The sequence below is a fragment of the Gorillibacterium sp. CAU 1737 genome (assembly GCF_039888655.1).
In the GTDB taxonomy this organism is placed as follows: domain Bacteria; phylum Bacillota; class Bacilli; order Paenibacillales; family NBRC-103111; genus Gorillibacterium.
Genome location: NZ_JBDQQO010000010.1, coordinates 77,930 through 100,417 on the forward strand (window position 1 = coordinate 77,930; position 22,488 = coordinate 100,417).

Annotated in this window: 21 protein-coding genes; 15 read left to right on the plus strand and 6 right to left on the minus strand. The window is 54.8% G+C overall.

The window, feature by feature from the left end:
- Positions 1-14: 14 nt before the first annotated feature.
- From AAFN83_RS18495 to AAFN83_RS18505, 3 genes are all read right to left on the minus strand, one after another.
- Positions 15-368, minus strand: coding sequence for a hypothetical protein (locus AAFN83_RS18495; protein WP_347772096.1), 354 nt, complete (start codon positions 366-368; stop codon positions 15-17).
- A gap of 191 nt (positions 369-559) precedes the next feature.
- Positions 560-1,405: a protein-glutamine gamma-glutamyltransferase gene (locus AAFN83_RS18500; RefSeq protein ID WP_347772098.1), complete on the minus strand. Its 846-nt coding sequence runs from the start codon at positions 1,403-1,405 to the stop codon at positions 560-562.
- An 83-nt stretch (positions 1,406-1,488) separates the two neighbouring features.
- Positions 1,489-3,402, minus strand: a complete 1,914-nt coding sequence (locus tag AAFN83_RS18505) for a S8 family peptidase (protein ID WP_347772100.1) — start codon at positions 3,400-3,402, stop codon at positions 1,489-1,491.
- A gap of 167 nt (positions 3,403-3,569) precedes the next feature.
- Here AAFN83_RS18505 and AAFN83_RS18510 point away from each other — a divergent pair, with 167 nt between their 5' ends.
- The 11 genes from AAFN83_RS18510 to AAFN83_RS18560 all read left to right on the plus strand — a co-directional run bounded on the left by AAFN83_RS18510 (position 3,570) and on the right by AAFN83_RS18560 (position 14,250).
- Positions 3,570-4,079, plus strand: coding sequence for a DUF3907 family protein (locus AAFN83_RS18510; RefSeq protein ID WP_347772102.1), 510 nt, complete (start codon positions 3,570-3,572; stop codon positions 4,077-4,079).
- Positions 4,080-4,265: 186 nt separating this feature from the next.
- A complete protein-coding gene (locus AAFN83_RS18515; RefSeq protein WP_347772104.1) occupies positions 4,266-4,481 on the plus strand; it encodes a DUF1540 domain-containing protein in 216 nt (71 codons plus the stop codon).
- A gap of 36 nt (positions 4,482-4,517) precedes the next feature.
- Positions 4,518-5,063: a DUF308 domain-containing protein gene (locus AAFN83_RS18520; protein ID WP_347772106.1), complete on the plus strand. Its 546-nt coding sequence runs from the start codon at positions 4,518-4,520 to the stop codon at positions 5,061-5,063.
- Positions 5,064-5,183: 120 nt separating this feature from the next.
- A complete protein-coding gene (locus AAFN83_RS18525) occupies positions 5,184-6,002 on the plus strand; it encodes a lytic transglycosylase domain-containing protein (protein ID WP_347772108.1) in 819 nt (272 codons plus the stop codon).
- A 101-nt stretch (positions 6,003-6,103) separates the two neighbouring features.
- On the plus strand, positions 6,104-7,258 hold the full coding sequence (locus tag AAFN83_RS18530; RefSeq protein ID WP_347772110.1) for a cysteine desulfurase family protein: 1,155 nt from the start codon (positions 6,104-6,106) through the stop codon (positions 7,256-7,258).
- A gap of 36 nt (positions 7,259-7,294) precedes the next feature.
- On the plus strand, positions 7,295-8,506 hold the full coding sequence (thiI, locus tag AAFN83_RS18535) for a tRNA uracil 4-sulfurtransferase ThiI (RefSeq protein WP_347772241.1): 1,212 nt from the start codon (positions 7,295-7,297) through the stop codon (positions 8,504-8,506).
- Between the two features lie 116 nt (positions 8,507-8,622).
- Complete coding sequence (locus tag AAFN83_RS18540) at positions 8,623-9,285, plus strand: TerC family protein (protein WP_347772243.1); 663 nt, start codon at positions 8,623-8,625, stop codon at positions 9,283-9,285.
- Positions 9,286-9,413: 128 nt separating this feature from the next.
- Complete coding sequence (locus AAFN83_RS18545; protein WP_347772112.1) at positions 9,414-9,896, plus strand: hypothetical protein; 483 nt, start codon at positions 9,414-9,416, stop codon at positions 9,894-9,896.
- Positions 9,897-10,018: 122 nt separating this feature from the next.
- On the plus strand, positions 10,019-11,854 hold the full coding sequence (gene typA / locus AAFN83_RS18550) for a translational GTPase TypA (protein ID WP_347772114.1): 1,836 nt from the start codon (positions 10,019-10,021) through the stop codon (positions 11,852-11,854).
- A gap of 165 nt (positions 11,855-12,019) precedes the next feature.
- Complete coding sequence (locus tag AAFN83_RS18555; protein ID WP_347772116.1) at positions 12,020-13,882, plus strand: S-layer homology domain-containing protein; 1,863 nt, start codon at positions 12,020-12,022, stop codon at positions 13,880-13,882.
- A 122-nt stretch (positions 13,883-14,004) separates the two neighbouring features.
- Positions 14,005-14,250: a hypothetical protein gene (locus AAFN83_RS18560; RefSeq protein ID WP_347772117.1), complete on the plus strand. Its 246-nt coding sequence runs from the start codon at positions 14,005-14,007 to the stop codon at positions 14,248-14,250.
- A gap of 37 nt (positions 14,251-14,287) precedes the next feature.
- On the opposite strand, the gene AAFN83_RS18565 is transcribed toward AAFN83_RS18560, so the two are convergent.
- The gene (locus AAFN83_RS18565; protein WP_347772119.1) at positions 14,288-14,914 is read right to left on the minus strand and encodes a YhcN/YlaJ family sporulation lipoprotein; all 627 of its coding nucleotides are present in this window, start codon (positions 14,912-14,914) and stop codon (positions 14,288-14,290) included.
- A 139-nt stretch (positions 14,915-15,053) separates the two neighbouring features.
- On the opposite strand from AAFN83_RS18565, the gene AAFN83_RS18570 reads away from it, so the two are divergent.
- Positions 15,054-16,388, plus strand: coding sequence for a PhoH family protein (locus AAFN83_RS18570; RefSeq protein WP_347772120.1), 1,335 nt, complete (start codon positions 15,054-15,056; stop codon positions 16,386-16,388).
- A 188-nt stretch (positions 16,389-16,576) separates the two neighbouring features.
- Positions 16,577-17,899: a sugar ABC transporter substrate-binding protein gene (locus tag AAFN83_RS18575; RefSeq protein ID WP_347772121.1), complete on the plus strand. Its 1,323-nt coding sequence runs from the start codon at positions 16,577-16,579 to the stop codon at positions 17,897-17,899.
- Positions 17,900-18,009: 110 nt separating this feature from the next.
- Here AAFN83_RS18575 and AAFN83_RS18580 read toward each other — a convergent pair whose 3' ends face one another.
- A complete protein-coding gene (locus AAFN83_RS18580) occupies positions 18,010-19,083 on the minus strand; it encodes a hypothetical protein (RefSeq protein ID WP_347772122.1) in 1,074 nt (357 codons plus the stop codon).
- 156 nt (positions 19,084-19,239) lie between these two features.
- A complete protein-coding gene (locus AAFN83_RS18585) occupies positions 19,240-20,217 on the minus strand; it encodes a hypothetical protein (protein WP_347772123.1) in 978 nt (325 codons plus the stop codon).
- A gap of 347 nt (positions 20,218-20,564) precedes the next feature.
- Here AAFN83_RS18585 and AAFN83_RS18590 point away from each other — a divergent pair, with 347 nt between their 5' ends.
- Positions 20,565-21,221 carry an RsfA family transcriptional regulator gene (locus AAFN83_RS18590; RefSeq protein ID WP_347772125.1) on the plus strand — a complete coding sequence of 219 codons (657 nt, stop codon included), beginning with the start codon at positions 20,565-20,567 and terminating at the stop codon, positions 21,219-21,221.
- 123 nt (positions 21,222-21,344) lie between these two features.
- The gene (locus tag AAFN83_RS18595) at positions 21,345-22,277 is read left to right on the plus strand and encodes a ketopantoate reductase family protein (RefSeq protein ID WP_347772127.1); all 933 of its coding nucleotides are present in this window, start codon (positions 21,345-21,347) and stop codon (positions 22,275-22,277) included.
- The last annotated feature ends 211 nt before the right edge of the window (positions 22,278-22,488 follow it).

The window sequence follows — 22,488 nt, forward strand, 5'->3', positions numbered from 1 at the left end:
TCCTTCGCCTTGGCTCAGCCGCGATAAGGCTTCGACGCGGACGGCGTACCGGCGGAATAAGGAGAGATTCCGCTTGGCGATCCGGCGGAGTACGGCGAAAAGCCCGAAGGCGACGTGCTTGCCGGCGAAACCGAAGTTGGAAGGCTCGACATCGGAACGGTGGGCACCGGTGGAACGGCGACGTTGCGTTCCGTTACCGTGTAGTAATGCTGAGGAACCGGAACGAAATGGTGACGGTTGATCACTTGGACCGGATGGATAACCGGCTGTGGACGGGGATGATAGAAATCACGTGCAATAATTTGCGGATCACAGACGATCGGCGGAAAGCTCATGCAGCCTTGGGCTGCCATTTCGGGTTTCGACACGGTCAGGATCTCCTCTCCCATGGTGGATTTGGGGCAGTTCCCTACTACTGTATGAATGCCTCCCCGGGCGGGTCTGTACGAATGCCCGGGGGATAGGGGCCTGCGCCATCTTTTTCCTGCGGCGTGTCCATCCAGGGGAGAGTCCAGGCGAGGAGGTCCCAACGTCGACTATTCCATGTGCTTGAATCGCGCTAGGCGATCGGCAGGAAGCGGTACTCCGTGGCGCTCCCTACATGAATGGAGATCAGGGAGTCGCGCAGGAGATGTGAGCTTCGATAGGGCAGAGCCCCCGGATTCGCCATGTTGGGGCGGATCCAGCTCAGGAGCACGGGATAATTCGGCGCGATGACATTATCGCTCAGGCTGGCGGAAATCATGCTGCCGGGGACGCGGTTCCGGTTCAAGGCGACAATGATCTCCTCCCCCGGCACGATCCCTACTCCGTGTCCGAAATAATAGCCGCCGCCCATGTCCACTGCATTTTCACCGATCCACCAAGGCGTTAACGGGGAAACGTCCGGGTTGGTGAAGTAGACGATGTCGCCGGGGAGTACGCGTTCGGGGGCGACTCTTTGCAGATTGAGGTCGCGGTCATAATTCCAGTCATAGAGCGTCAGATTCGCAAATTTCTCATTGAAAATGGCATCTCCCATCGTCTCAATGATTGCGCGGTAGAGAACAATGACCATGGCCGTCGCGCACTCGAAGCTGTACAGGGCTCCCTGTTGGAAAATATCGCGGATCGCATCCGCCGGAGCAACGCCCGGCCGCAGTTCAAAGGCACCTTTGGGGGTGCGGTTCCAGTACATCGGGTTGCTGGTCGATTCGGCAAAGGTGGAAAAACGAGCGCCGCTCGTCGAGAGGGCTTGGGCGCTATGGAGGATATTTGCCCTTAAGCGGAGCTCGAAAGCCAGCGAGTCCGAATTGGCGAATGAAAAGGAGGCAGGACTCGTCTGCATGGCTCCGAAAATCATCTGTTCAGCGGGGGGGAGTCCGATCGGGGAAGGCAGCGCGCTCCCGTCCAACAAAATAATCATGGGGCATCCCATCCATTCTGGCTGTGATACCCCATGATATGTGCGGAGAGGAATGGGCGTGTCGCCTGTTCCTTTTCGTTTTGTTATTTGCTGAACAGCCGTTGGAAAAACCGGGTAATGGCGTTGCCCGACTCCCTTGAGAGGGGTTGCTCCTTCCCGTTCGCGCTCGCCTTGGTCCCGCCTGATGCGGATTCGAGGGCCTGATAGACATCGATCTGTCCGTAGCCGAAATAATCGTCTCGGCCAGCATCCCCCACATCCGCTGCGGTATTCCGCATAATGTCCATGACTTCCTTGTTGGTCAGCTTGGGGTTAACGGAGCGGATCAGGGCGGCTAACCCCGCTGCGTGAGGGCTCGCCATGGATGTTCCCGACAGGGAGGCATATTGATTGTTGGTGTAGGTGCTGGCGATATTCACACCGGGAGCCGCTACATCGACGTACGAGCCGTAATTCGAGAAGGACGCCTTATTTCGGTTGTTGTCGGTTGCGGCCACGGCGAGCACCTCGGGATAAGCGGCCGGATACCCGGGCTGTCCGGAATTGTCGTTGCCGGTTGCAGCGACCAGTACGACGTCCTTGTTGTAGGCATACTTGATCGCATCGTGCAGGAAGCTGGATTCGGCATAGTTGCCGAGGCTCAGGTTGATGACCTTGGCTCCGTTGTCGGCAGCCCAGATGATGCCCTTCGCGACATTGTAAGCATTCCCTGCACCGGAATTATCCAACACCTTAACGGGCAGGATGGGGTTGTCCCAGGTGAGACCCGCGATCCCTAAGCTGTTGTTGACGGTAGCGGCGATGATGCCGGCTACATGGCTTCCGTGTCCAACGTCGTCTGCCGGCTTGCCGGAGGGATTGATGGCATTATAGCCGGTCAAAAGCCGATCCTTCAGGTCGGGGTGAGTTAAATCCACCCCGGTATCGACGACCGCCACGATGACATCGCCGCTTCCTTTGGAGAAGGTCCAGCCCATCTCCGTTTGAATGAGCGGCAGGTTCCATTGGTAGCGGGCGAAGAGCGTGTCATTCGGTTCGCCTTCGGCCTGTTCCTGGGCAAGCGGGCGGAAGTGCAGGGGACCGGTCGGCATGGCGGGAGCGGGTAGGGTCTCATTGGTGTTATACAAGTAATGGGGTTCCACATAATCAATGTGGTGTTTCCGGAAGTATCGAATCATCTGCTTGGTGTCCATTTTCTGCGAGGTGAACAGGTAGGAATAACCGAGCTTTTCGCAGGAGGAAGCCTTCAGCTCCTTTTGGATCTGAGTCAGCTGCTTCTCGCTGGGTGTTTTTTTGAATTTGACGACAATCTGGTTTTTGTAATAATGGCTCTTGCCTTCATTTTCTTCCGGATTTGCAACGCTCGTTTCTTGCAGGTTGTTCGCTTCAGCGGCCTTCATGCCGGGCTTCCGGTTCGGATTCGGGTTCATCACGAGCCGCATGTTCTTCTTGGCTTCGGTCTCCACCTTGGCCAGGACATCCTGACGGATGACGGCGACCAGTCCGTGGCCCTCGGAAGCCGGAACACCGAGCACGGCACGGAGGCCCATTCCGGTCTCCAGCAGGGAAGAACGGTAATCCGTGCCAGCATGGACGGCTTTGGAGGCTTTGTCGAGCTCAGCCTGAACCTGCTTGGGATACTCCTTCGTCGAGGTTCCCGCCGTGGAGAGGGGGGCGGTGCTTGCCCCGTACCAGGACAGGGACTCCAGGCGGGGGTGGCCCTGAACGATTTTCCTCAGGTGACCGGGTACGTCGGTCTGTTTAACCTGAAGGGTGGAGACAGCCGCTTTGTGCATGTCGATGATGCACTGAGTCCGGCACAGCTCCTCAGTCAAGAGTACGTCCTGCTGAACGGCGAGCAGCTTGGCCGACTTTTCTTGGGCCGCACTGATGGTAGGTTGTTTGGGTGCGGTGCCGCGGTCCAGTCGATCGTACCGGGCGACGAGCAGCACACCGGCGACCACCAGAATGGCGGCAGCCCAGGTCCATTTTTTCACGGGCGGTTCTCCTCCGTTTCCTATATTGCCTTAGCCTTGTCTAGGGTTTGGTGCCGGAGGAGGTTTTATGCACCTCCCTCTCGTTTCAAACGGTATCGTTTCCGGTGAAAGTATGATAGGATGAGGATGAATTTGAGGATAGGCGCTAACGCCGAGGAGGAACGGAAATGGCAGGCTCAGATGTGAAAAACTTGTGCGAATCCGTGCGCGTGAAGCTGAAGGAAGCCATCTCCAAGATGGAGCTCTTTCTGAATCAGCATTCGCTGGACGACCTGGTGAATGGAGGCGGAGAAGCAGATCCGGCGATGGCGGACTTTTATCGGGACTACCTGCAGGACACCCGGCACCTTCTGGTCTTCAGCGAGGTGACGTTCGAGAAGTTGGGCGTCAGCCTGCGCAGGGCGGAGTTCAAGGCGGATCATGCCGAGCGTAACCTGTATGAGGCGTATCACCAATGCATCAACCGCTTTTTTTATCCCAAGAACGAATGCTATTCCGAGGACGGCCGATACGCCTATACCGGACAGGATGCCATTCGGTTCCGCAAAAAGCCGAGCCGCGATGTCCGCAACCTGACGGTGGAGTTATCCAAAATCTTCGAGGAGCTTCGCGAAGACTTGGCCTATTATGAAACAGACTATATCAACCAGAAGCGGATGCAAGGCGAAAAGGTCTAGTGGTTCATACCCCCGTACTCACACGTGAAGGGTTGCATTGAGGGAATTACAGGGGAGCATAGAAGGGAAGAACCGGACGAAGCGCGGCTTCGGAGCCGGTTCTTTTTTTGGGTCACACCCAAGGACCCGTCAAGTGGAATAACGCCTTCCGACGGCGGGGATGCTTGGGGTGGGAGGTGATCGACCATGAAACCGATCGTCAAATGCAGCGTTGCCAACTGTCAATATTGGGGACAGGGCAACAACTGCCAAGCAGATGCCATTATGATCGAAATTGACCAGCATGCGGACGCCAAGTTCGATGCCGAATTCGCAGGAGAATCCTTTGACAGCGAGCATAAGGATCATGCTGCGAACAGCGCGAATACCTGCTGCCACACCTTCAAGCCGAAAAAGGGCTGATCCGGCCGAGTCTCTGGAGGAAAGGAGGAATGAGCCATGAGTGAGTGGAGGCCGAATTCGCGTAATGAGCGGGACCTGCGCGGAGGCGAAGAACAAAAAGTTCGACCGCCGGGACCTGCGTCGAATGTCGACTTTGTTCCCGATTCCTCCAGACTGGCGGAGTATCGCCGGCTGGAGCAAAGAATGGAGTCGGGTCAAGCTTCACGGGAGGAAGCTGAGTTTTCCGCAGAGCTTGCAGCCGGAGCTCCCATGATCGGAGCGCCGGTGGCAATGCGCAAGGAGCTTGGCCGATCCACCGGGAGAACCGCACCCGCCCCTGAAACGTATGAGGCAGACCGAATCGGAGCCCAGGAAGAAGCGGTTCCTGAGGAGCGAAGCCGGACGGCGGATGTGCTCGGCTGGACGGCCTTTGTCCTTGCTCTGCTATCCTTGTTCGTTCTACCGACGCTGTTCGGAATCGGCGCCGTTGTGCTCGGGATCGTGTCCGTCTACCAAGGCAGCCGATCCCTGGGGGCCTGGTCCGTTCTTATCGGGATCGTCACGCTGATCACCAATCTCATCCTCATCCCCTATCTGGGATAGCCTCGAATCCTGCCGATGGATGCTTCAAGAATCGGCAGGATTTTCATTTTTGGGTAGCGGATTCGCCTTCCTTCGGTGTACAATAACGAGTAAGTATGCATCGCGGAAGGGGCATTGACCATGAGCATGGACCCGAGGGTTCTCAGTCAGTTGTTGCGCGCACAGGTTCTTGGAACCTCAAGCTGGTGGAATTCGGACAGTCTGTCGAACTCCTCAACTCAGAGCGACGGGAACCTCTTCACCAATCTCCTCCAATCCATCCTGGGCGGGAGCTCGGCAACCAGCGATTATTCCAGCTACGGAATGTCATCCTCTGCCTATGGAACAACCGGGTGGGGCGATACGATTCCAGCGGAATATGCCACCTATACACTCGGCGCGAACAACCTGCTGTCTGGTTTTAGCTCCGGCTCTATGACCACGGGCTTTCAACAGCTTTCAAATTCATCTGCATATTCAGGCGTCACGGCTTCGACGGCACTCGCTCGATTAAGTGCAGCCGCAGGGTACGGCCTCAGCGGAACGAATGCTTACGATCCCATCATTGCAGATGCCGCAGCCAGGTTCAATGTTCCCACCTCCTTGGTCAAAGCGGTGATCGACCAGGAGTCCTCCTTCCAGCCTTACGCGGTATCCCGTGCAGGGGCGAAGGGGCTTATGCAGCTCATGGATGCGACCGCACGCGGTCTTGGCGTGACGGATTCCTTTGATGCCGAGCAAAACATTCACGGAGGAACGAGATTCCTCGGGGATCTGCTCCGTCGATACGGCGGAGATGAGGCGATGGCGCTTGCTGCTTACAACGCCGGCCCCGGAAGGCTGGAGCAGCTTGGCATTACGAACCGGTCGGAGCTGACGGCCAAGTACCGTTCGCTTCCTCAAGAGACCCAAGCTTATGTCACTCGTGTGTTGGGTAAGAAATCACTGTACGAGGCTTAGTTCCTCAGGGGCAGGCCTCGTTTTGCATTCGTTAATTGACGCTAGACAAGGAAAGAAAAGATCAGTTTTGATCTTTTTCTTTTTTTTGGAGGGAAACGGATATGCTATATCTCGACTATTGTGCAACTTCGCCTGTCCGGCCCGAGGTCATCCAGACGGTGACTGACGTGATGACCCGCCATTACGGCAATCCATCCTCCCTGCATCGACTAGGGAAAGAGGCCGAAGAGCTCGTGACGAAGGCGCGGACGGTTGTGGCCCGGACGCTCGGCTGCAAGCCCTCGGAGGTCCTGTTTACCGGCAGCGGGTCCGAGGCGAATAATTTGGCGATCAAGGGGGCGGCTCTTGCTTATCGGAAGCGGGGAAATCACCTGATCACGAGTGTGTTGGAGCATGCTTCCGTCTACGAAGCTTACCGGCAGTTGGAGGACTTGGGCTTTGACGTAACTTACCTCCCGGTGGATTCCACAGGACAAGTAAGGCTCGCGGACGTAGAAGCAGCGCTTCGAGAGGATACGATTCTGGTCAGTCTCATGTACGTGAATAATGAGATGGGACGGGTTCAGCCGGTAGAAGCCATAGCCGAACTGCTGAAGAAGAGGCCGAAGACGCTTTTTCATATTGATGCGATACAAGCCTTTGGAAAACTCGATTGCAAGCGGGTGGTTCGAAATGCGGATCTGCTCACCCTGTCGGCTCACAAATTTGGCGGTCCGAAGGGAGTTGGAGCGCTTTATTGCCGCGAAGAGGTTGCCCTGCTTCCGCTTGTTTCCGGGGGAGGTCAGGAAAGAGGACTCCGCTCCGGCACGGAGAATGTTCCGCTCTTGGTGGGCATGGCGAAAGCGTGCCGTCTTGCGGAAGAAGAGCGAGAGCAGGTCGCTGCCAAGCTGCTCACCTTGCGAAAGCGCCTGACGGATCAACTGGCTTTGATCCCGGGAGTTCACCTCACCACTCCCGCTGAAATGACGGCCGAAGATGAAGGGTACGCCCCGCAGCTCGTTCATCTGACCGCTCCGGGTTTTCGACCCGAAGTCGTGATCCATGCCTTGGAGAAGCGGGGGATTTTCATTTCCACTCGTTCCGCCTGCTCTTCAGACCAAGTCGAGCCCAGTCGGGTGCTTCTGGCGATGGGATTTCCGCGAGAGAGGGCGGCCGCCGGCTTACGAATCAGCTACTCGGCCGATCAATCGCTGGAAGACATGGATCGCATGGCTCAAGAGCTGGGTGCCGTCCTTTCCATGCTGGAGCAAGCGTAACGAATGAACAATGCCTATCGGAGGGAAGAAGTGACTATGCAACATCCGGAAGCCATCATCGTCCGGCTCGGCGAGTTGACCTTGAAGGGGCGAAACCGCCGCCGTTTTGAACGCCGCATGATGGAGCAAATTGCCAATCTAATTCAACATTACCCGAAAGCCACCCTGCGCGAGGAATTCGGCCGGGTTTATATCATTCTGAACGGGGAGCCTTATGCGGAGTTAGCCGCAGGGTTGAACCGCGTATTCGGGCTTAGCTCCTACAGTCCGGCTGTGAAAGCTCGTCTTGATCTGGAGGACATCCGTCGCCGGGCCATCGAATGGGTTCGCGGAGCGGAGCCTGCTCCTCGTACGTTCAAGGTATCGGTGAAGCGGGCAAATAAAGCCTTTCCCCACAATTCTCATGAGCTGGCGCATCTGATCGGAGGGGCTATTCTTCGACAGGCGGAAGGAACGCTTCAGGTAGACGTGCATCAGCCAGAGCTAGAGCTTCGAATTGACATCCGACAGCACGAGGTCTATCTGTTCTCAGAGATCCTTCCCGGAACCGGGGGTTACCCGGTCGGGTCTAATGGCAAGGCTCTGCTCATGCTTTCCGGCGGGATTGACAGTCCGGTTGCCGGTTGGCATTCAATGCGCCGCGGGCTGGAGATCGAAGGGGTGCATTTTCACAGCTACCCCTACACGAGTGAACGAGCGCAGCAAAAGGTGATCGATTTGACGCGCAAGCTGGCTCGCTATACGCCGGATCGCATCGTGCTGCACATGGTTCCTTTTACAGAAATCCAAACCCGGTTGAACCAAAGCAATTGCGAGAATCTGCTCATCACCCTCATGAGGCGTTCGATGCTGCGCATAGCGGAGCAGCTCGCCTCCGGGCGGAAGGCGAATGCGCTTGTAACGGGAGAGAGCCTGGGGCAAGTGGCGAGCCAGACGCTTACCAGCATGCAGGTCATTGGCGACGGCATCCGGCTGCCGATTCTGCGGCCGCTTGTGATGATGGACAAGCAGGAGATCATCGGGCAGGCGCAAGCCATCGATACCTACGACATCTCCATTCTCCCGTATGAAGACTGCTGTACGCTGTTCGTGCCGAAATCTCCTGCGACGAACCCCAACCTGAAGGTGGTCGAACGGATGGAGAAGAGCTTCTTTTTCCTTCCGGAGCTGGAGCAGCAGGCCGTCGAGCAAACCGAAGCTCTCTATATCCGGGAGCAGGAGGAAGACAAGTTCGACGAATATTTTTAGCCAAAACCGAATAAACCAACTAGGGAAAGGGAGTTGTCCGGCTCCTTCCGCCCTGGACCCTCCTTTCCAATCTTGAAGCTTGCTGCCATAAGCGAGTGGAAGGGAGGCGAGTCATGCTGGCAGACTGGATCATGCTGTTCCTGCAGATCCTGCTGATCAATATCGTGCTCAGCGGTGACAACGCGATCGTAATCGCCATGGCAAGTAAAAATCTGCCTGCCAAGCAGCAAAAGAGGGCAGTCTGGTGGGGCGCGGCCGGTGCAGTGGGGTTGCGGCTCATTCTAACGGCCGTGGCCGTGACCTTCTTGCAATTTCCGTTTATCAAGACGGCAGGAGCGCTTCTCTTGCTCATAATCGCCGTGAAGCTGCTGGCCGACGAAGGCAAAGAGGGACGAGTCAAAGAAGCGGGGACCCTGGGCAAAGCCGTGGTGACCATCATCGCAGCGGATTTCGTCATGAGCCTGGACAATGTATTGGCGGTAGCGGCTGCAGCTGACGGGAACTTCAAGGTAATTCTGCTTGGAATCGGGATCAGCATTCCGCTCATCGTCTGGGGAAGCTCACTCGTGATGAAGCTGCTGGAGCAGATGCCGCTGCTTGTGTACATGGGGGCGGCCATCCTGGGGTATACGGCGGGAGACATGATCCTGGCGGACAAGGCCTTGACCCAGAAGCTGCCCGCCTTCGGGCTTCTTCCCTATCTACCCTACCTGCTGGCCGCTTTGGTGGTCGCCCTCGGGTGGGCCATGAAACACGCTCACCGCGAACCAGCGGCGTAAAGGAACCCCGTCTTGTGAAGGCGGGGTTCTGGCCTTTCCCGGAATTTTCGATTAAACTGGAAGAAGAGAGACAAGCTGCCCTTCCAGTTTCGAATGCGGGAAGGACCGTCATATTGGAGGATACTTTCATGAGAAACGCCAAATGGCCTGCTGCCATAACCCTGCTTGCCATCGTCCTGATTTTGGTGCTCGGCAAGCTGGGGGTAATTGGGTTTTTGTTCCGCATCCTGTGGCCTTTTCTGTTCCTCGGCTTCGGGGTCTGGCTGCACTACGGGTATTACCGAGGCAAATGGATCGCCGCGGTTCTGCTTCCTGCGGGGATGATCGTCGTATATGGGGTTTTGTTTGTCTTGTGTACGCTCTTTGGCTGGGATATCCTGCGTGTGCTTTGGCCGTTGTTCCCATTGGGTATCGCCGTGGGGCTTTATGAGTGGTCGACCTACGGGCGCGGGCTGGGCTGGGATCGAGCGCAGCCGGTTTCCCTTTTGCTAGCCGCTTTCTCCGGGATCTGCCTCATCCTATCGATTCTCAGCACAAATATAATTCTGTTCTGCTTTGTCCTGCTGGCTGCCGCGATCTTCCTCGTGGTGTACCGCGCGCGCAAGCGTTGAGGTTTTTCTTTTTCATTGCATTTTCATAATTCCTGATGTAAAATATAGTGTAATGTTCAGCGTCGGATGATACCGGCGCTTCTTTTGTGGCCATTCTCAACCCAGAAAGGATCAACCATCTTATGCAAGCAAGGGACACCATCCGCAATATCGCAATTATCGCACACGTTGACCACGGGAAAACCACTCTCGTCGATAAGCTGCTTCAGCAATCGGGTACGTTTCGCGAAAACGAGCAGGTGCAGGAGAGGGCTCTCGATTCGAACGATCTGGAACGGGAGAGAGGCATCACGATTCTTGCAAAAAATACCGCCATTCACTATAAAGGCAATTTGATTAATATCGTCGATACCCCGGGACACGCCGACTTCGGCGGCGAAGTGGAACGGATCATGAAGATGGTCGACGGCGTTCTGCTCGTGGTCGATGCCTTCGAAGGCTGTATGCCGCAGACGAAGTTCGTTCTCCGCAAGGCGTTGGAGCAAAAGCTGAAGCCGATCGTGGTCGTCAACAAGATCGACCGTCCGAACGCCCGTCCGGCCGAAGTGGTAGACGAGGTACTGGACCTGTTTATCGAGCTGGAGGCCAATGATGAGCAGCTGGAGTTCCCGGTTGTTTATGCTTCCGCTCTGCAGGGCACATCGAGCCTGAACGCTGATGAGCAAGGCCCGAACATGGAAGCCCTGTATGAAACGATCCTGCAGCACATTCCCCATCCGAACGAAAATCCGGATGAGCCGCTGCAATTCCTTGTTACCCTGATGGATTACAACGAGTACCAAGGCCGCATCGCGATCGGCCGGATCAACCGCGGTACCGTCAAGCAAGGACAAACCGTCGCCGTCATGACCCGCGAAGGCGGAATCAAGCAGGCGCGGATCGACAAGCTGCTGGGCTTCCAAGGCCTGAAGCGCGTCGAGATCGAGGATGCGGTTGCCGGCGACATCGTCGCCATCTCCGGTATCAAGGATATCAACATCGGGGAGACCATCGCTGATCCGGCCAATCCGGAGGCTCTGCCGGTGCTCAAGATCGACGAGCCGACGATGCAGATGACCTTCCTCGTCAACAATAGCCCGTTCGCGGGCCGCGAAGGCAAATGGATCACCTCACGGAAGCTGCGCGAACGTCTTCTGAGTGAGCTCGAGACGGACGTCAGCCTGCGCGTGGAAGAGACAGACAGCCCGGATGTCTTCACCGTATCAGGTCGCGGCGAGCTTCACCTTGGCATTCTCATCGAGAACATGCGTCGCGAAGGCTACGAAATGCAAGTATCGAAGCCGGAAGTCATCGTCAAGGTGATCGACGGTCAAAAGATGGAGCCCATTGAACGCCTCATCATCGATGTTCCGGAAGAGAGCATGGGCAACGTCATGGAGAGCCTCGGCTCCCGCAAGGCCGAAATGGTCAACATGATCAACAACGGCAATGGCCAGGTTCGTCTAGAATTCTTGATTCCGGCGCGCGGCCTGATCGGCTACCGTACGCACTTCCTGACGCTGACGCGCGGTTATGGTATCATGAACCATGCCTTCGACAGCTACGGGCCGTTCCTGGGCGGCAATGTCGGCGGGCGTCACCAAGGTGTTCTCGTTTCGAGTGAAGCCGGGGTTTCGACGCTCTACGGAATGCTCTCTGTAGAGGATCGCGGCATCCTGTTCATGCAGCCGGGTACGGAAGTGTATGAAGGCATGATCGTCGGCGAGCATACTCGTGACAACGACATCATCGTCAACATCTGCAAGGAAAAGCAATTGACCAACGTTCGTTCCGCGACCAAGGAAGGCACCGTCACCATGAAAGTGCCGCGCCTGTACTCCCTGGAGCAAGCCCTGGAGTACCTGAACGACGACGAACTATGTGAAATCACGCCGAAGACGATCCGGATGCGTAAGAAAGTCCTCGACAAGAACGAACGCGCGCGTTCCGAGAAGCATCGCAAGATGGCGGAGGCGTAAATCTGTATTGTAATGAAAAAAGGTAAACCGTTCCTATTTAAGGGAACGGTTTTTTCTTTTGGTTTCCTATTCCACCAAGCCGTGATACTCTGCCGGAATTCGACCTCGACGAGTATGACATTCCGTAGTAAGATAGTCCCTGTTGAGGAAATAGGAGGGGACAATATGAGCAAGTCGAAATTCCTAATGCTTCTTTTGGTGATCGCATTACTGGTTCCAACTCAAGTGTACGCCAAGGAGGCGTCAGACTTTAAGGATGTGGACGGTACTTACTGGGCGCACGATGCCATTAACAGCCTTGTCCAGCTTGGGGTTGTCAAAGGCTTCGAGGATCGTACATTCAAGCCGGCAGAACCTGTTACGCGGGAGCAGTTTGCGCAATTGATCACGCTGGCCTTTTACCTTGATCTACCAAGCGATGATGTCCAAACCTTTCGTGATGTAGCTCCGTCCCGCTGGTCTTTCCCGGCAATCGAGGCGGCGAAAGATTTCTTGACGGGGTACTATCCTCCAACCGGCAAAGCATTCTTTGATCCCACCGCAAAAGCAAGCCGCGAGGATGTTGCGGTCGCCTTGGTTAAAACCATGAACTACCAGCCGGATGATCTTCAAAATTCCGACATTTTGAACCGTTACTATGACGGGAACGACGTTTCTCCCAACTTGCAGACGTATATGGCGATTGCAGTTGAGAAGAAGCTTATGAACGGCTATGAGGATGGCAAGCTTAGACCGAAAAACCCGGTCACCCGTGCCGAAGCGGCTGCCTTGATTTATCGGGTTCTAAAGGGGGCTTCCGGCGATAGCCAAGCTTCCCTGGAATTGAACGTTGCAGCGCCTGAGAAAACAGGCACCCCCACTTTCTACGTTACCGGCGATGTGACAAAGGGAGCCAGCGTATCCATCAACAATCAATCGGTGGAGGTTGTGCAAGGGCAATTCCGGTGGGCCGTTAAACTCGAGGAAGAAGGCACTTATACGTATACGGTCGTTGCTCGGATGCCGGGAGGCAAGACCCAAACCGTCACCAAAAAGGTTGTATTTGAAAAAGGAGCGCCTAGTTTGGACGTAAAGGGTGTTCCGGATCAGACAGACAAAAAAACAATCACGGTCTCATGGACGGTGAAGGATTCAAACGACTCCTTCCCGGTTGTCTATCTCAACGGAATGAAACAGTGGGGGACTTCTGCGAGTGTAGAGCTTAACGAAGGGGACAATATCATCACGGTGCGAGCAGAGAACTCCTCCGGCAAAATGACAGAAGTAGTCAAGCATGTATTGTTCTCAAGTGGGGGTCCTGTTTTGACGGTGGACAGCATTCCGGAAACAACCGACAAGGAAACGGTGACCATCCGATGGAGGGCTCAGGACAAGAACGACTCCTACCCGACGGTATATGTAAATGAAGAGAAACAATACGGCGAGAGCAAGACGGTGATGCTGAAAGAGGGCTTGAACCAGATCGTCGTGAAAGCAACAAACAGCTTGGGCAAGACCTCGCAAGTGATCAAAACCATCACGTTTAATCCAGAAAAGTCTACGCTAACGGTTGGCGAGCTTCCGGAAATGACGGAGAAGGATTCTGTCACCGTATCATGGACGGTTAGTGACGCGAATGATTCCTACCCAACGGTATATGTGAATGAGAAGAAACAAGGGTATTCGGATAATACAACCCTTTCTCTGGTGCCTGGACCCAACACGATCACGGTACGAAGCGTGAACAAGCTTGGTAAAACAGCCGAGGTTATAAAGACGATTACATTCACTCCTTCGGCCCCGACCCTTACCTTGGTTCACGCACCGGAAACAACCACGTCGGACACGATCACGGTTAGCTGGACTGTGTCCGACGTTAACGATTCCTATCCCAAAATCTATATCGATGACAAGCAAGTCTCCTTGTATTCGGATTCGATGAGCGTAAAGCTGAAGGAAGGAACGAATACGTTCAAAATAGTCGCCAGCAACAAGTACGGCAAGTCAACTGAAATCCTTTACACCGTTACCTATACACCTGCTCCGTAATGCGGCGTCTGATCTCGGCATATGTATAAGCATCCGCGATTGGCCGGGTGGTTCGTCCCCCGGCTCTGTGGTATACTGAGGGCGTAAGATCACTTCGTCGCCGCAAGGAGGAAGAACAGCCTATGGCGGATCGGAAGACCGTGCACACGAAGCAAGAGGAACTGCTTCCGCAAGCATCTCAGGCTGAAGCCGCGTTTGTTGCGGAGCATGCCAGCCGGGAGCTGCTGTTGTACGGAACCGCTCGCCAGACGCCTCTTTGCGCTCCTAAGGATGCAGCACCCGCCCGCACGCAGGACGACCTTCCTGCGCCTGTTGGCGTCATCATGAAAAAGCCTAGCTCACTTGAGCCAGGCTTTTTTTGTCCTTAGGAGTTGGCTTTCAGCTCGGGGCACGGCATTCGTCTCTTTAGTCGCTTCCGGGTCCCTTCGAGGTTCCTCGAAGCTCGGTGGCACCTTTGCCCTTCGCTTCCCCTGACGGATTGGGAAGCTCACTCGTGGCTTCGTCCTGGGAGTTCGTATCCTGTGGAAGCTGGGGAATCAGCCTTCCGAGGATATCGCCCAGTTCATCGGTAAAGGCGGCGATGGGGTGACCGTTTTGCACCTTCACGCTAATATCGCGAATGGTTTGGTTCAGATCCAGATCGGCAGTGACCAGAGCACTCGCTCCGTCCGGGTCCTTCTTGAGGGCTTCTGCGACGGTATACTTGATGGTGTCGATTCGGGAGCGCTCCAGATTTGCGGGCACGTCGATGCCCACAATGGCCGTATTGCCAAGGGTCAGGCAATAGGCATTCTGTACGCTGGGGACGCTTTTGGCGATATCGGCGAGGTGAGTGGCTTTGGCATTTCGGAGCGGATGGTTGTTCGCCGTGTCGGGTAGGGAATAGGGCAAGGTTCTTCCGGCGTGTTCACCGGCTTGCTCCATGTTGTTCTTCGCTCGCATGCCCTGCTGTTTGGCCGGTGCCGTGCAGGCGGAGGAGACGGTGACGATCAGCGCCAGTGCAATCAGGAACGGAGCAGATTTTGCTCTCATAGCGATCTTCCCCCTTTGGTAAGTGCTTGAGCGTACCTGGATCCAACGCTCGAGGTCTCCCTATAGTCTGACCGGGGAACTCCACAACTATGTACCAAGCGGGAATCGCAATCTGCGACAAGAGACGGGAGTGGTCACCATGAAGAAAATATTCATTTTGGACACCAACGTGCTGCTTCATGATCCGAATGCGCTGTTCGCCTTTGAAGAAAACGAAGTGATCATCCCCGCTGTGGTGCTCCAGGAGATCGACTCCAAAAAACGGCTGGCTGACGAGATCGGCCGCAACGCCCGCCGGGTTTCACGAGCACTCGACAGCCTGCGCTCCGATGGTCAGCTCCACGACGGAGTGGACCTCGAGCAGGGAGGGCGACTCAAGGTCGAACTGAATCATAAGAGCTTTCAGAAGCTTCAGGATACGTTTGGAGAGCTGAACAACGACAATCTGATCCTGGCTGTCGCCTTGAATTACCACTTGGAGGAAAAGGATAAGACCGAACCGCGCCCTGTTATACTCGTCAGCAAGGATACCTTGGTACGGGTGAAGGCGGATGTGCTCGGGATCCGATCGGAGGATTACTTGTCGGATCATCCGGTATCCGATGCCTCGGAATTCTACACCGGGAGCGTAACCCTTCAGGTTCATCCGTCCGTGATCGATGAATTCTACTCGTTTCGCAAGCTGTCTGTGTCGTCTCTGGGCTTACGAACCCCGTTGAATCCGAACGAATTCGTCATCCTGAGAGACGAACTTGGCACCACGAAGTCTGCCCTTCTCAAGGTGGATCGCGAGGGCAAGAAGCTGGAGCCGCTCTACCTGAGCAACGAGTCCGTTTGGGGAATCGGCGCTCGGAATGCCCAGCAGCGGATGGCGCTGGAGCTGCTCTTGAACGACGACATTCCGCTTGTCACCATGACGGGGAAGGCGGGCACCGGAAAGACGCTGCTTACGCTTGCAGCGGGCTTGCTCAAAACCGAGGATGAGCACAAGTACAAGAAGCTCCTGATCGCCCGGCCCGTCGTCCCGATGGGCAAGGATATCGGCTATCTTCCCGGGGAAAAGGACGAAAAGCTGCGCCCGTGGATGCAGCCGATCTACGATAACCTGGAATTTCTCTTTGATACGAAGAAAGCAGGAGACATCGACAAAATCCTGGCGGGTCTTGGCAGCATTCAGGTTGAAGCGCTCACGTATATCCGGGGCCGCTCCATTCCCGGTCAATTCATCATCATCGACGAGGCGCAGAACCTGTCCCGGCACGAGGTGAAGACGATCGTTTCGCGGGTAGGCGAGGGGAGCAAGATCGTCCTGGTCGGCGATCCGGCCCAGATTGACCATCCATACCTGGATGCGACAAGCAACGGCCTTACCCATGTCGTGGAGCGCTTTAAGCGGGAATCCATCAGCGGGCATATTACCCTGGAAAAGGGTGAGCGTTCAAACCTTGCGCAGTTGGCCGCGGATTTGCTGTAGCAAACCAACGGTTCCTAAGGCGTTCGGTCTTCCTTATCGGCCTCAGGGCGGATGAGGGAGGCCTTTTTGTGTCGATTTGAAAGCGTTTCCGATACTTCTTGCCCCAAATGGGATAAATTCTGCTATGATATAGGAAATAGAGACTAGAAAAAAGGGCGGAATCGTAAGCGGCAAAGGAGAGCTTTCGATTGACTAAACGCAAAGGCTTCTGGATTCTGAGCATCATCGTCGGGTTCATGCTCCTCGTCATGCTTCCCTTTTCGGGGGCCAAGGAGAAGCGGCAGGTTAAGCCGTCCGGAACCGAAGAGGAAGGAATCGTGGCCCAAGGACAGAATGATGCCGGTAACGCAGCGATCACTCTTCACGTCTCTGTTTCGCTCGGCGAAGCAGAGTGGAAGTCCCTTCAAGCCTTGAATGCGGAGTTCCTGAAGAGCCACAACAATGTCTCGGTTAAGCTGGAGAATCTCTCATCCAGTGAACGATACACGGCTTGGAAAAAAGCCGGTCAATTCGGGACAGGCCCGGACGTGATGCTTCTCGACAATGGATGGGTGCAGGAGTTTGCTGCTCTCGGTTTCTTGTATCCGGTCAGCGAATACTTCACAACCGATAGACAGTCCCAGTATTTGCCTGTTGTTCTGGATCAAGTGAAATGGAACGGGTACCTCTGGGGCGTGCCCAAAGACATAGACCCTTACATCCTCGTTTGGAATCGCAAGACAGCCGAAGAGAATGGATGGAAAAAGGCACCCTCCACATCTGCCGAGCTGATCGAGTGGAACCGCAAGCTGTTGGCTCCGGCTGATGGCAGGTACGGCATCTATTTCAACCCGAGCGATTATATGGCATTTTTGTCCGTTTATACAGCCTTTCCAAGTGAGATACCGGAGGGCTCGAACCCGTTCTTAAACGCGAAGGAGCCTGCCGTTCAAGCCGCACTCAAAACTTTTCTTCTGCCCCAAAAGGAAGAGTGGGACCCCGCGCTGCTTAAGGCGAATTTCCCGACCCCCTCCGAGTCCTGGGACCCCTGGCAACTGCTCGCGGATGGCAAGCTTGCCGCCATGGTCACGACGGTGTCGGAATACCGACGACACTCGTTAACCGGCGTGGAATTGGCCAGCCTGCCGATGCCGGGGGGAGCCAAGACCGGCACAGGGTCCTGGTTGAAGGGCCGCAGTTACTCGTTGTCCTCGCACACCGTAAATTCCGTGATCGCCATGGAATGGATCAAGTCGGTCACCGGTGCGGAGGCGGAGAAGAAGGAATGGACGGAAACGAGCATGCTTCCGGTATTGCTCAGCAGCTATTCTTCCACCCCCTTGATGATGGACGAGAAGTACATGTCGTACACCTGGCTTGTGCAGGAAGGCAGGGCGCTTCCCTTCACCATGGATTCAGCTGCACATTCCCAAAGCGTCATGCGTTTGGTTGATGAATTGTCTCAGGGGAAGCTGGTCTATGAGGAGTTCATCAAACAGCTCTCCAACCCGCTGGAGAGCCCGACCCGCTGAGGGAGCGCGCTGTCCAGACGTTTCGAGACGGTTCAGCCCCTGCATTAAGCTGAAACGACAAACAACGAATAGGCTCCAATCCCACGGCAAAGGTGGGATTGGAGCCTGTTTTAGAATTTGATCTGAAATTTGATGGTCATCGTCCCTTGTTCAATGGCAACCTCTTTGGCATGCAGCATGGGGAGCACAAGCCCGGGCATGAAGCTGAGGTCGTACTTCTCTTGGAGCTGACGTCGCGTAGTTTCATCCAGGACGAAGCCGTCGAACTCCAGCTTGTCGACGTGGAACTGCAGGCGGTTCGGGTCTTCTTCCACCGTATAATGGCCGGTGATGGTGGCCTTCAAATTCTCTGCTTCTCCTTCCGCCTGGAACATCCCCTGCATGAAATGAAGCGTCAAGTCTTTGAGATCCGGCTTCTCTTCCAAGAGAAGCTTGGTTAAGTCTTGGTCCGAAATGCTTAACGTTGTCCCCTTGATAAATCGTTTTTCCTTGTCGCTTACAATTCGGTTCGGAAGCTTCTGCATGGCTTCGGACATGGAGCTAAAGTACCGCTGGAAGAGGGGAAGGCCCTGCTCCTTCCATCGGGTTTGCACCGCATTCATTTCCCGAGCCAGCACTTCGGCGGCCTCAGGATGATCCTCCAGCCTCCGGTCGATCTCATTCTGCAAGGCCAGCAGCCGTTCCTTCTGATGGATAAATTCCGTCTTCAGGTTTTCCAGCTCCAGTTGGACCAGGGCTAGCTTTTGATGAGCATCCATTAACCGATTGTATTCATCGCGGTATTGGGTAAAGGCTAATTTATCATTGCGGTATAGATAGCTCAAGTAATCATAGAAGGAGAGCATCTGGGAAAAGGATTTTGCCCGGAAAATGAGCAGCCAAAGGGACTCCCGCTCGCCCTTGTAATAGGCCCTCAAAACGCGTCCCAGCCTCTCCCGGGAACGATCGACTTGTTTCTCCTGCACCTTCATCTGCTCTTCGGCTGTTACAATGGACGCTTTGACGTTCCCCTGCTCTTGTTCGATCCGACTGATTTCGGTGTCGATCTCGGTGACCGTGAGGCTTTTTTGCAGGAGCTCTCTCATCCCATCGACATCCAGCTCCGCATGCACGGCTGCCGCTCCGCTTACGGTTAGAAACAATGCGAGATAAGCCGCAAAGAGCAGCCGGGCCAATCGTTTCATGACTTCCCCTCCTGGCACTTGTCTCTCTCACTATAATACGAACGAGCAGAGGAGAACAGACCTTTTCTCCCGCTGGAGACCTCCCAAGCCGGCTATACAGAAAGCGGCAGTCCGACGGAATGATCCGTGCGGACTGCCGCTTTTCCGTCCTGTATTTTACTTGGCGGAGGAATTTTGAAGCAGCTTAAGAACATCCTCAAACGGCTTTACGTTCTTCGGGGTCTCTTTCTGGAAAGCAGGGGGCTGGTTGATGCCGTTGAAGGCTTGGGTGTACGAAATGTGACGATCGGTCCCGTCAGCAGGCTGATAATTGATTTTCACGGTTTCCTTGCGGATAAAACCCTCTTCATCCAAGGTGAAGGCCAGCTCGCCGCTGGTTAGCTTCCAGGTGCCGGACACCCCTTTTTTCAAGGCATCTGCCTGCGCGGTGGTGAGAATCCCATCGGTTTTCCAGACGTCAATCACAGCAGGGAGCTTTGTTTTGATCTTCTCGGTGATGGCATCCCGGTTGCTTTCGGTAATGGACATGCGAAGGACGGTTCCGCTCTTGCCATCGGGAAGCTCCTCCGCTTCTTTGTCCTTCTTGAACCATTTGGCATCAAAATCCTGAAGGAGCTGCCGCAAGGAATCGGACAGCGCTTTGTTCACGTTGCTGAGCCCATCCACGGGCAGTGCGGAGGCTGCTCCGCTTCCAGACGTGGACGGCTTGGCCGTTTCAAAGGAGAAATACTCTCCCTCCTTGTTCAGGAGAGGGATACTCATATACAGCTTGCCCTCCGTTAGGATGACCGGCAGCGTAAAGGAGGTAGAGGCGGAAGAACCGCCGGGCGTTAGCTTATAATCGGCTTCCAGACGCTTAGGCTCGGAGGAAGAAAGCCCGGTCCAACTGATCTGGCTCTTGCTGAACAGGGAAACGAGGGTCGTGGTGGCGGCATTCGCTCCAGACGGCGGAGCGGGTAAGCCGATATCCAGGTCCGTTTCACCGGTGAAGGCATATTGCTTGACCTCTGCTTGCTTGGCCAGGGCGGCGTCAAGGTCGTCCTTCCATTTGGGAGGCTTCGTGCAGCCGACGGCTGCGAGGGAGAGAGCAAGAATGGCTGCGGTTACGGCGTATCCGCCTTTTACAGTCTTCATATGGCAAGGATTCCCCTTATCTCTTTTATGATGTGGTTACCCTTCTTCGGGTCTTCTTTAAACAGACGATCTTCATTATACCATAGTTACAGGCTGGATTTAAAAATTCAAAAGAACGGGCAGCGTGGTTTAGAAGACTCATCCATTCATGTCACGTATGAGAGCGGGGAAAATGGGGAATACCGAATAGTAACAAATAGATTCTATGAACTCTACCATGGGCATAAAGATAAACAAACGGCAGAGTTTCGCCTCATCCGGCCATGAGAAAGGGTTTTTTGCAGCAGCAGCTCATCGCCCGTCCATCGGTTGCGGAAGGCTATTATAACCATGTAGGAGGAATTCGCATGTCAGCAATCAGACAGGACGCTTGGACGGATGAAGATGATCTGATCCTCGCCGAAGTTACCCTTCGTCATATTCGGGAAGGCAGCACCCAGCTTATGGCTTTTGAAGAAGTCGGAGAGCGGATCGGCCGCACAGCCGCCGCTTGCGGCTTCCGTTGGAACAGCTTTGTGCGCAAGAAATACGAGGCTGCAATTCAGATTGCCAAGGCTCAGCGCCAAAAGAGATCCCACGGCAAAAAAACGGCATCAGCCGTTACGGTTCAGGCACTCAGTACCGTTCTCCCGCAAGAGACGCCCGAGCCTATGCTTGGCAAAGGGGAGGAATATGGAGAAGAAGGCATTTCGATCGACTCGGTCATCCGTTACCTGAGACATTTAAAAGGAGCGTTTCAGGAGCTTACTCGCCAGACCAAGCTATTGGAACGCGAGGTGATCATGAATCGCGAAGAGCTCCGAAGGCTCCGGGACGAGAATGAGCGATTGGGCAAGCAGGTCAATCACGCGGAAACCGACTACCGGGTCGTGAACGATGACTACAAAGCCTTGCTGCAAATCATGGATCGCGCGCGGAAGCTGGCCTTTCTCACCGAAGAGGATGAGGAGTCCAAATCGCGCTTCAAGATGGATGCCAATGGAAACCTCGAACGAATTGAATAGCTAGTCTTCTCGAAAAAAGATGAAGATTTCCGTGGCGGCTGAGGCCGAGTGGAATGTTCTTCATCTTTTTTTTGCGCGTTTCTTCTATATAATAGAAGGGACTCATGGAAGGAGGAATGACCGGTGCGTCTTCATATCATCGGAGGGGGCTCCATCGGGATGCTGCTCGCTGCAAAGCTCGAAGCATACGGCCCGTTGAAACTATTGGTTCGTACCGAGGAGCAAGCTTCTCTTATCCGCAGCACAGGGCTTGTCCTCACGGATCAGTCAGCAAAGGAGTCTCTCCATTATATCGAAGCGGCTGTTTTTGAAGGAGAAGTCCTCGATGATACGACTGCTCCGGATTGGATCTTCCTGACGGTAAAACAAAAGGATATACAAGACGACTTGCTCCGAGGATTGGCAGGACAGCTCGGGGAGAGGACGCAGGTGCTCTGCTTCCAAAACGGGATCGGGCACGCGGATAAGCTTCGAGCCTTCCTCCCAGAAGAACGCATCTGGCTGGCGGTTACGACGGAAGGTGCGCGCCGACAGTCTCTAAATAAGGTTGTGCATACGGGTAGGGGATTGACTCAGGTCGGAAGGGCCTACCCGGCTCAGGCTTTTCTTCCACAAGAGACGCCGCTTGCTGATGAACGCTACCCGTTGTTTTCGGAAGCGGGATTGAAATGGAGGCTGCGAGACGATATCTGGACGGCCGTATGGGACAAGCTTCTGGTGAATTCGGTTATCAATCCCTTAACGGCTATCTGGAGACTACCCAACGGCAAGCTGCTGGAGAGAGAGGATCGCAGGGAGCTCATGCGGGAACTGTATCAAGAAGGTCTGCAGACGGCCGTAGCCCACGGAATCCCGACATCACCCGATTTGTGGGAGACTCTTATCCAAGTATGCCAGGATACTTCCTCCAATCATTCCTCTATGCTTCAGGATGTGGAGAAGGGAAACGAGACAGAGATCGCTTGGATAAATGGTTCCATCCTTGAGAAAGCTAGGGAAAAGTCATTGCCGCTCCCGCTCACGGAATGGCTTGTGCGGATGGTGACAGCCCTTTAGATGAGGAAGGCTTGCCACGGTGCTGTATTATCGAGGTAAAGCTTACACGCGGAGTTATCATAAATGTTTTTTAAAGGGGGTATTAGAATTATCGTTCGAAACACCCTGTAGATTTTATTAACCACTGGTTGTATAATGGGTAACAAGTTGCAAATGAAAACAGGCGGTTTTGTTTCATAGAATCTACAGAAGGCTTCGAAATGGCCGGGCT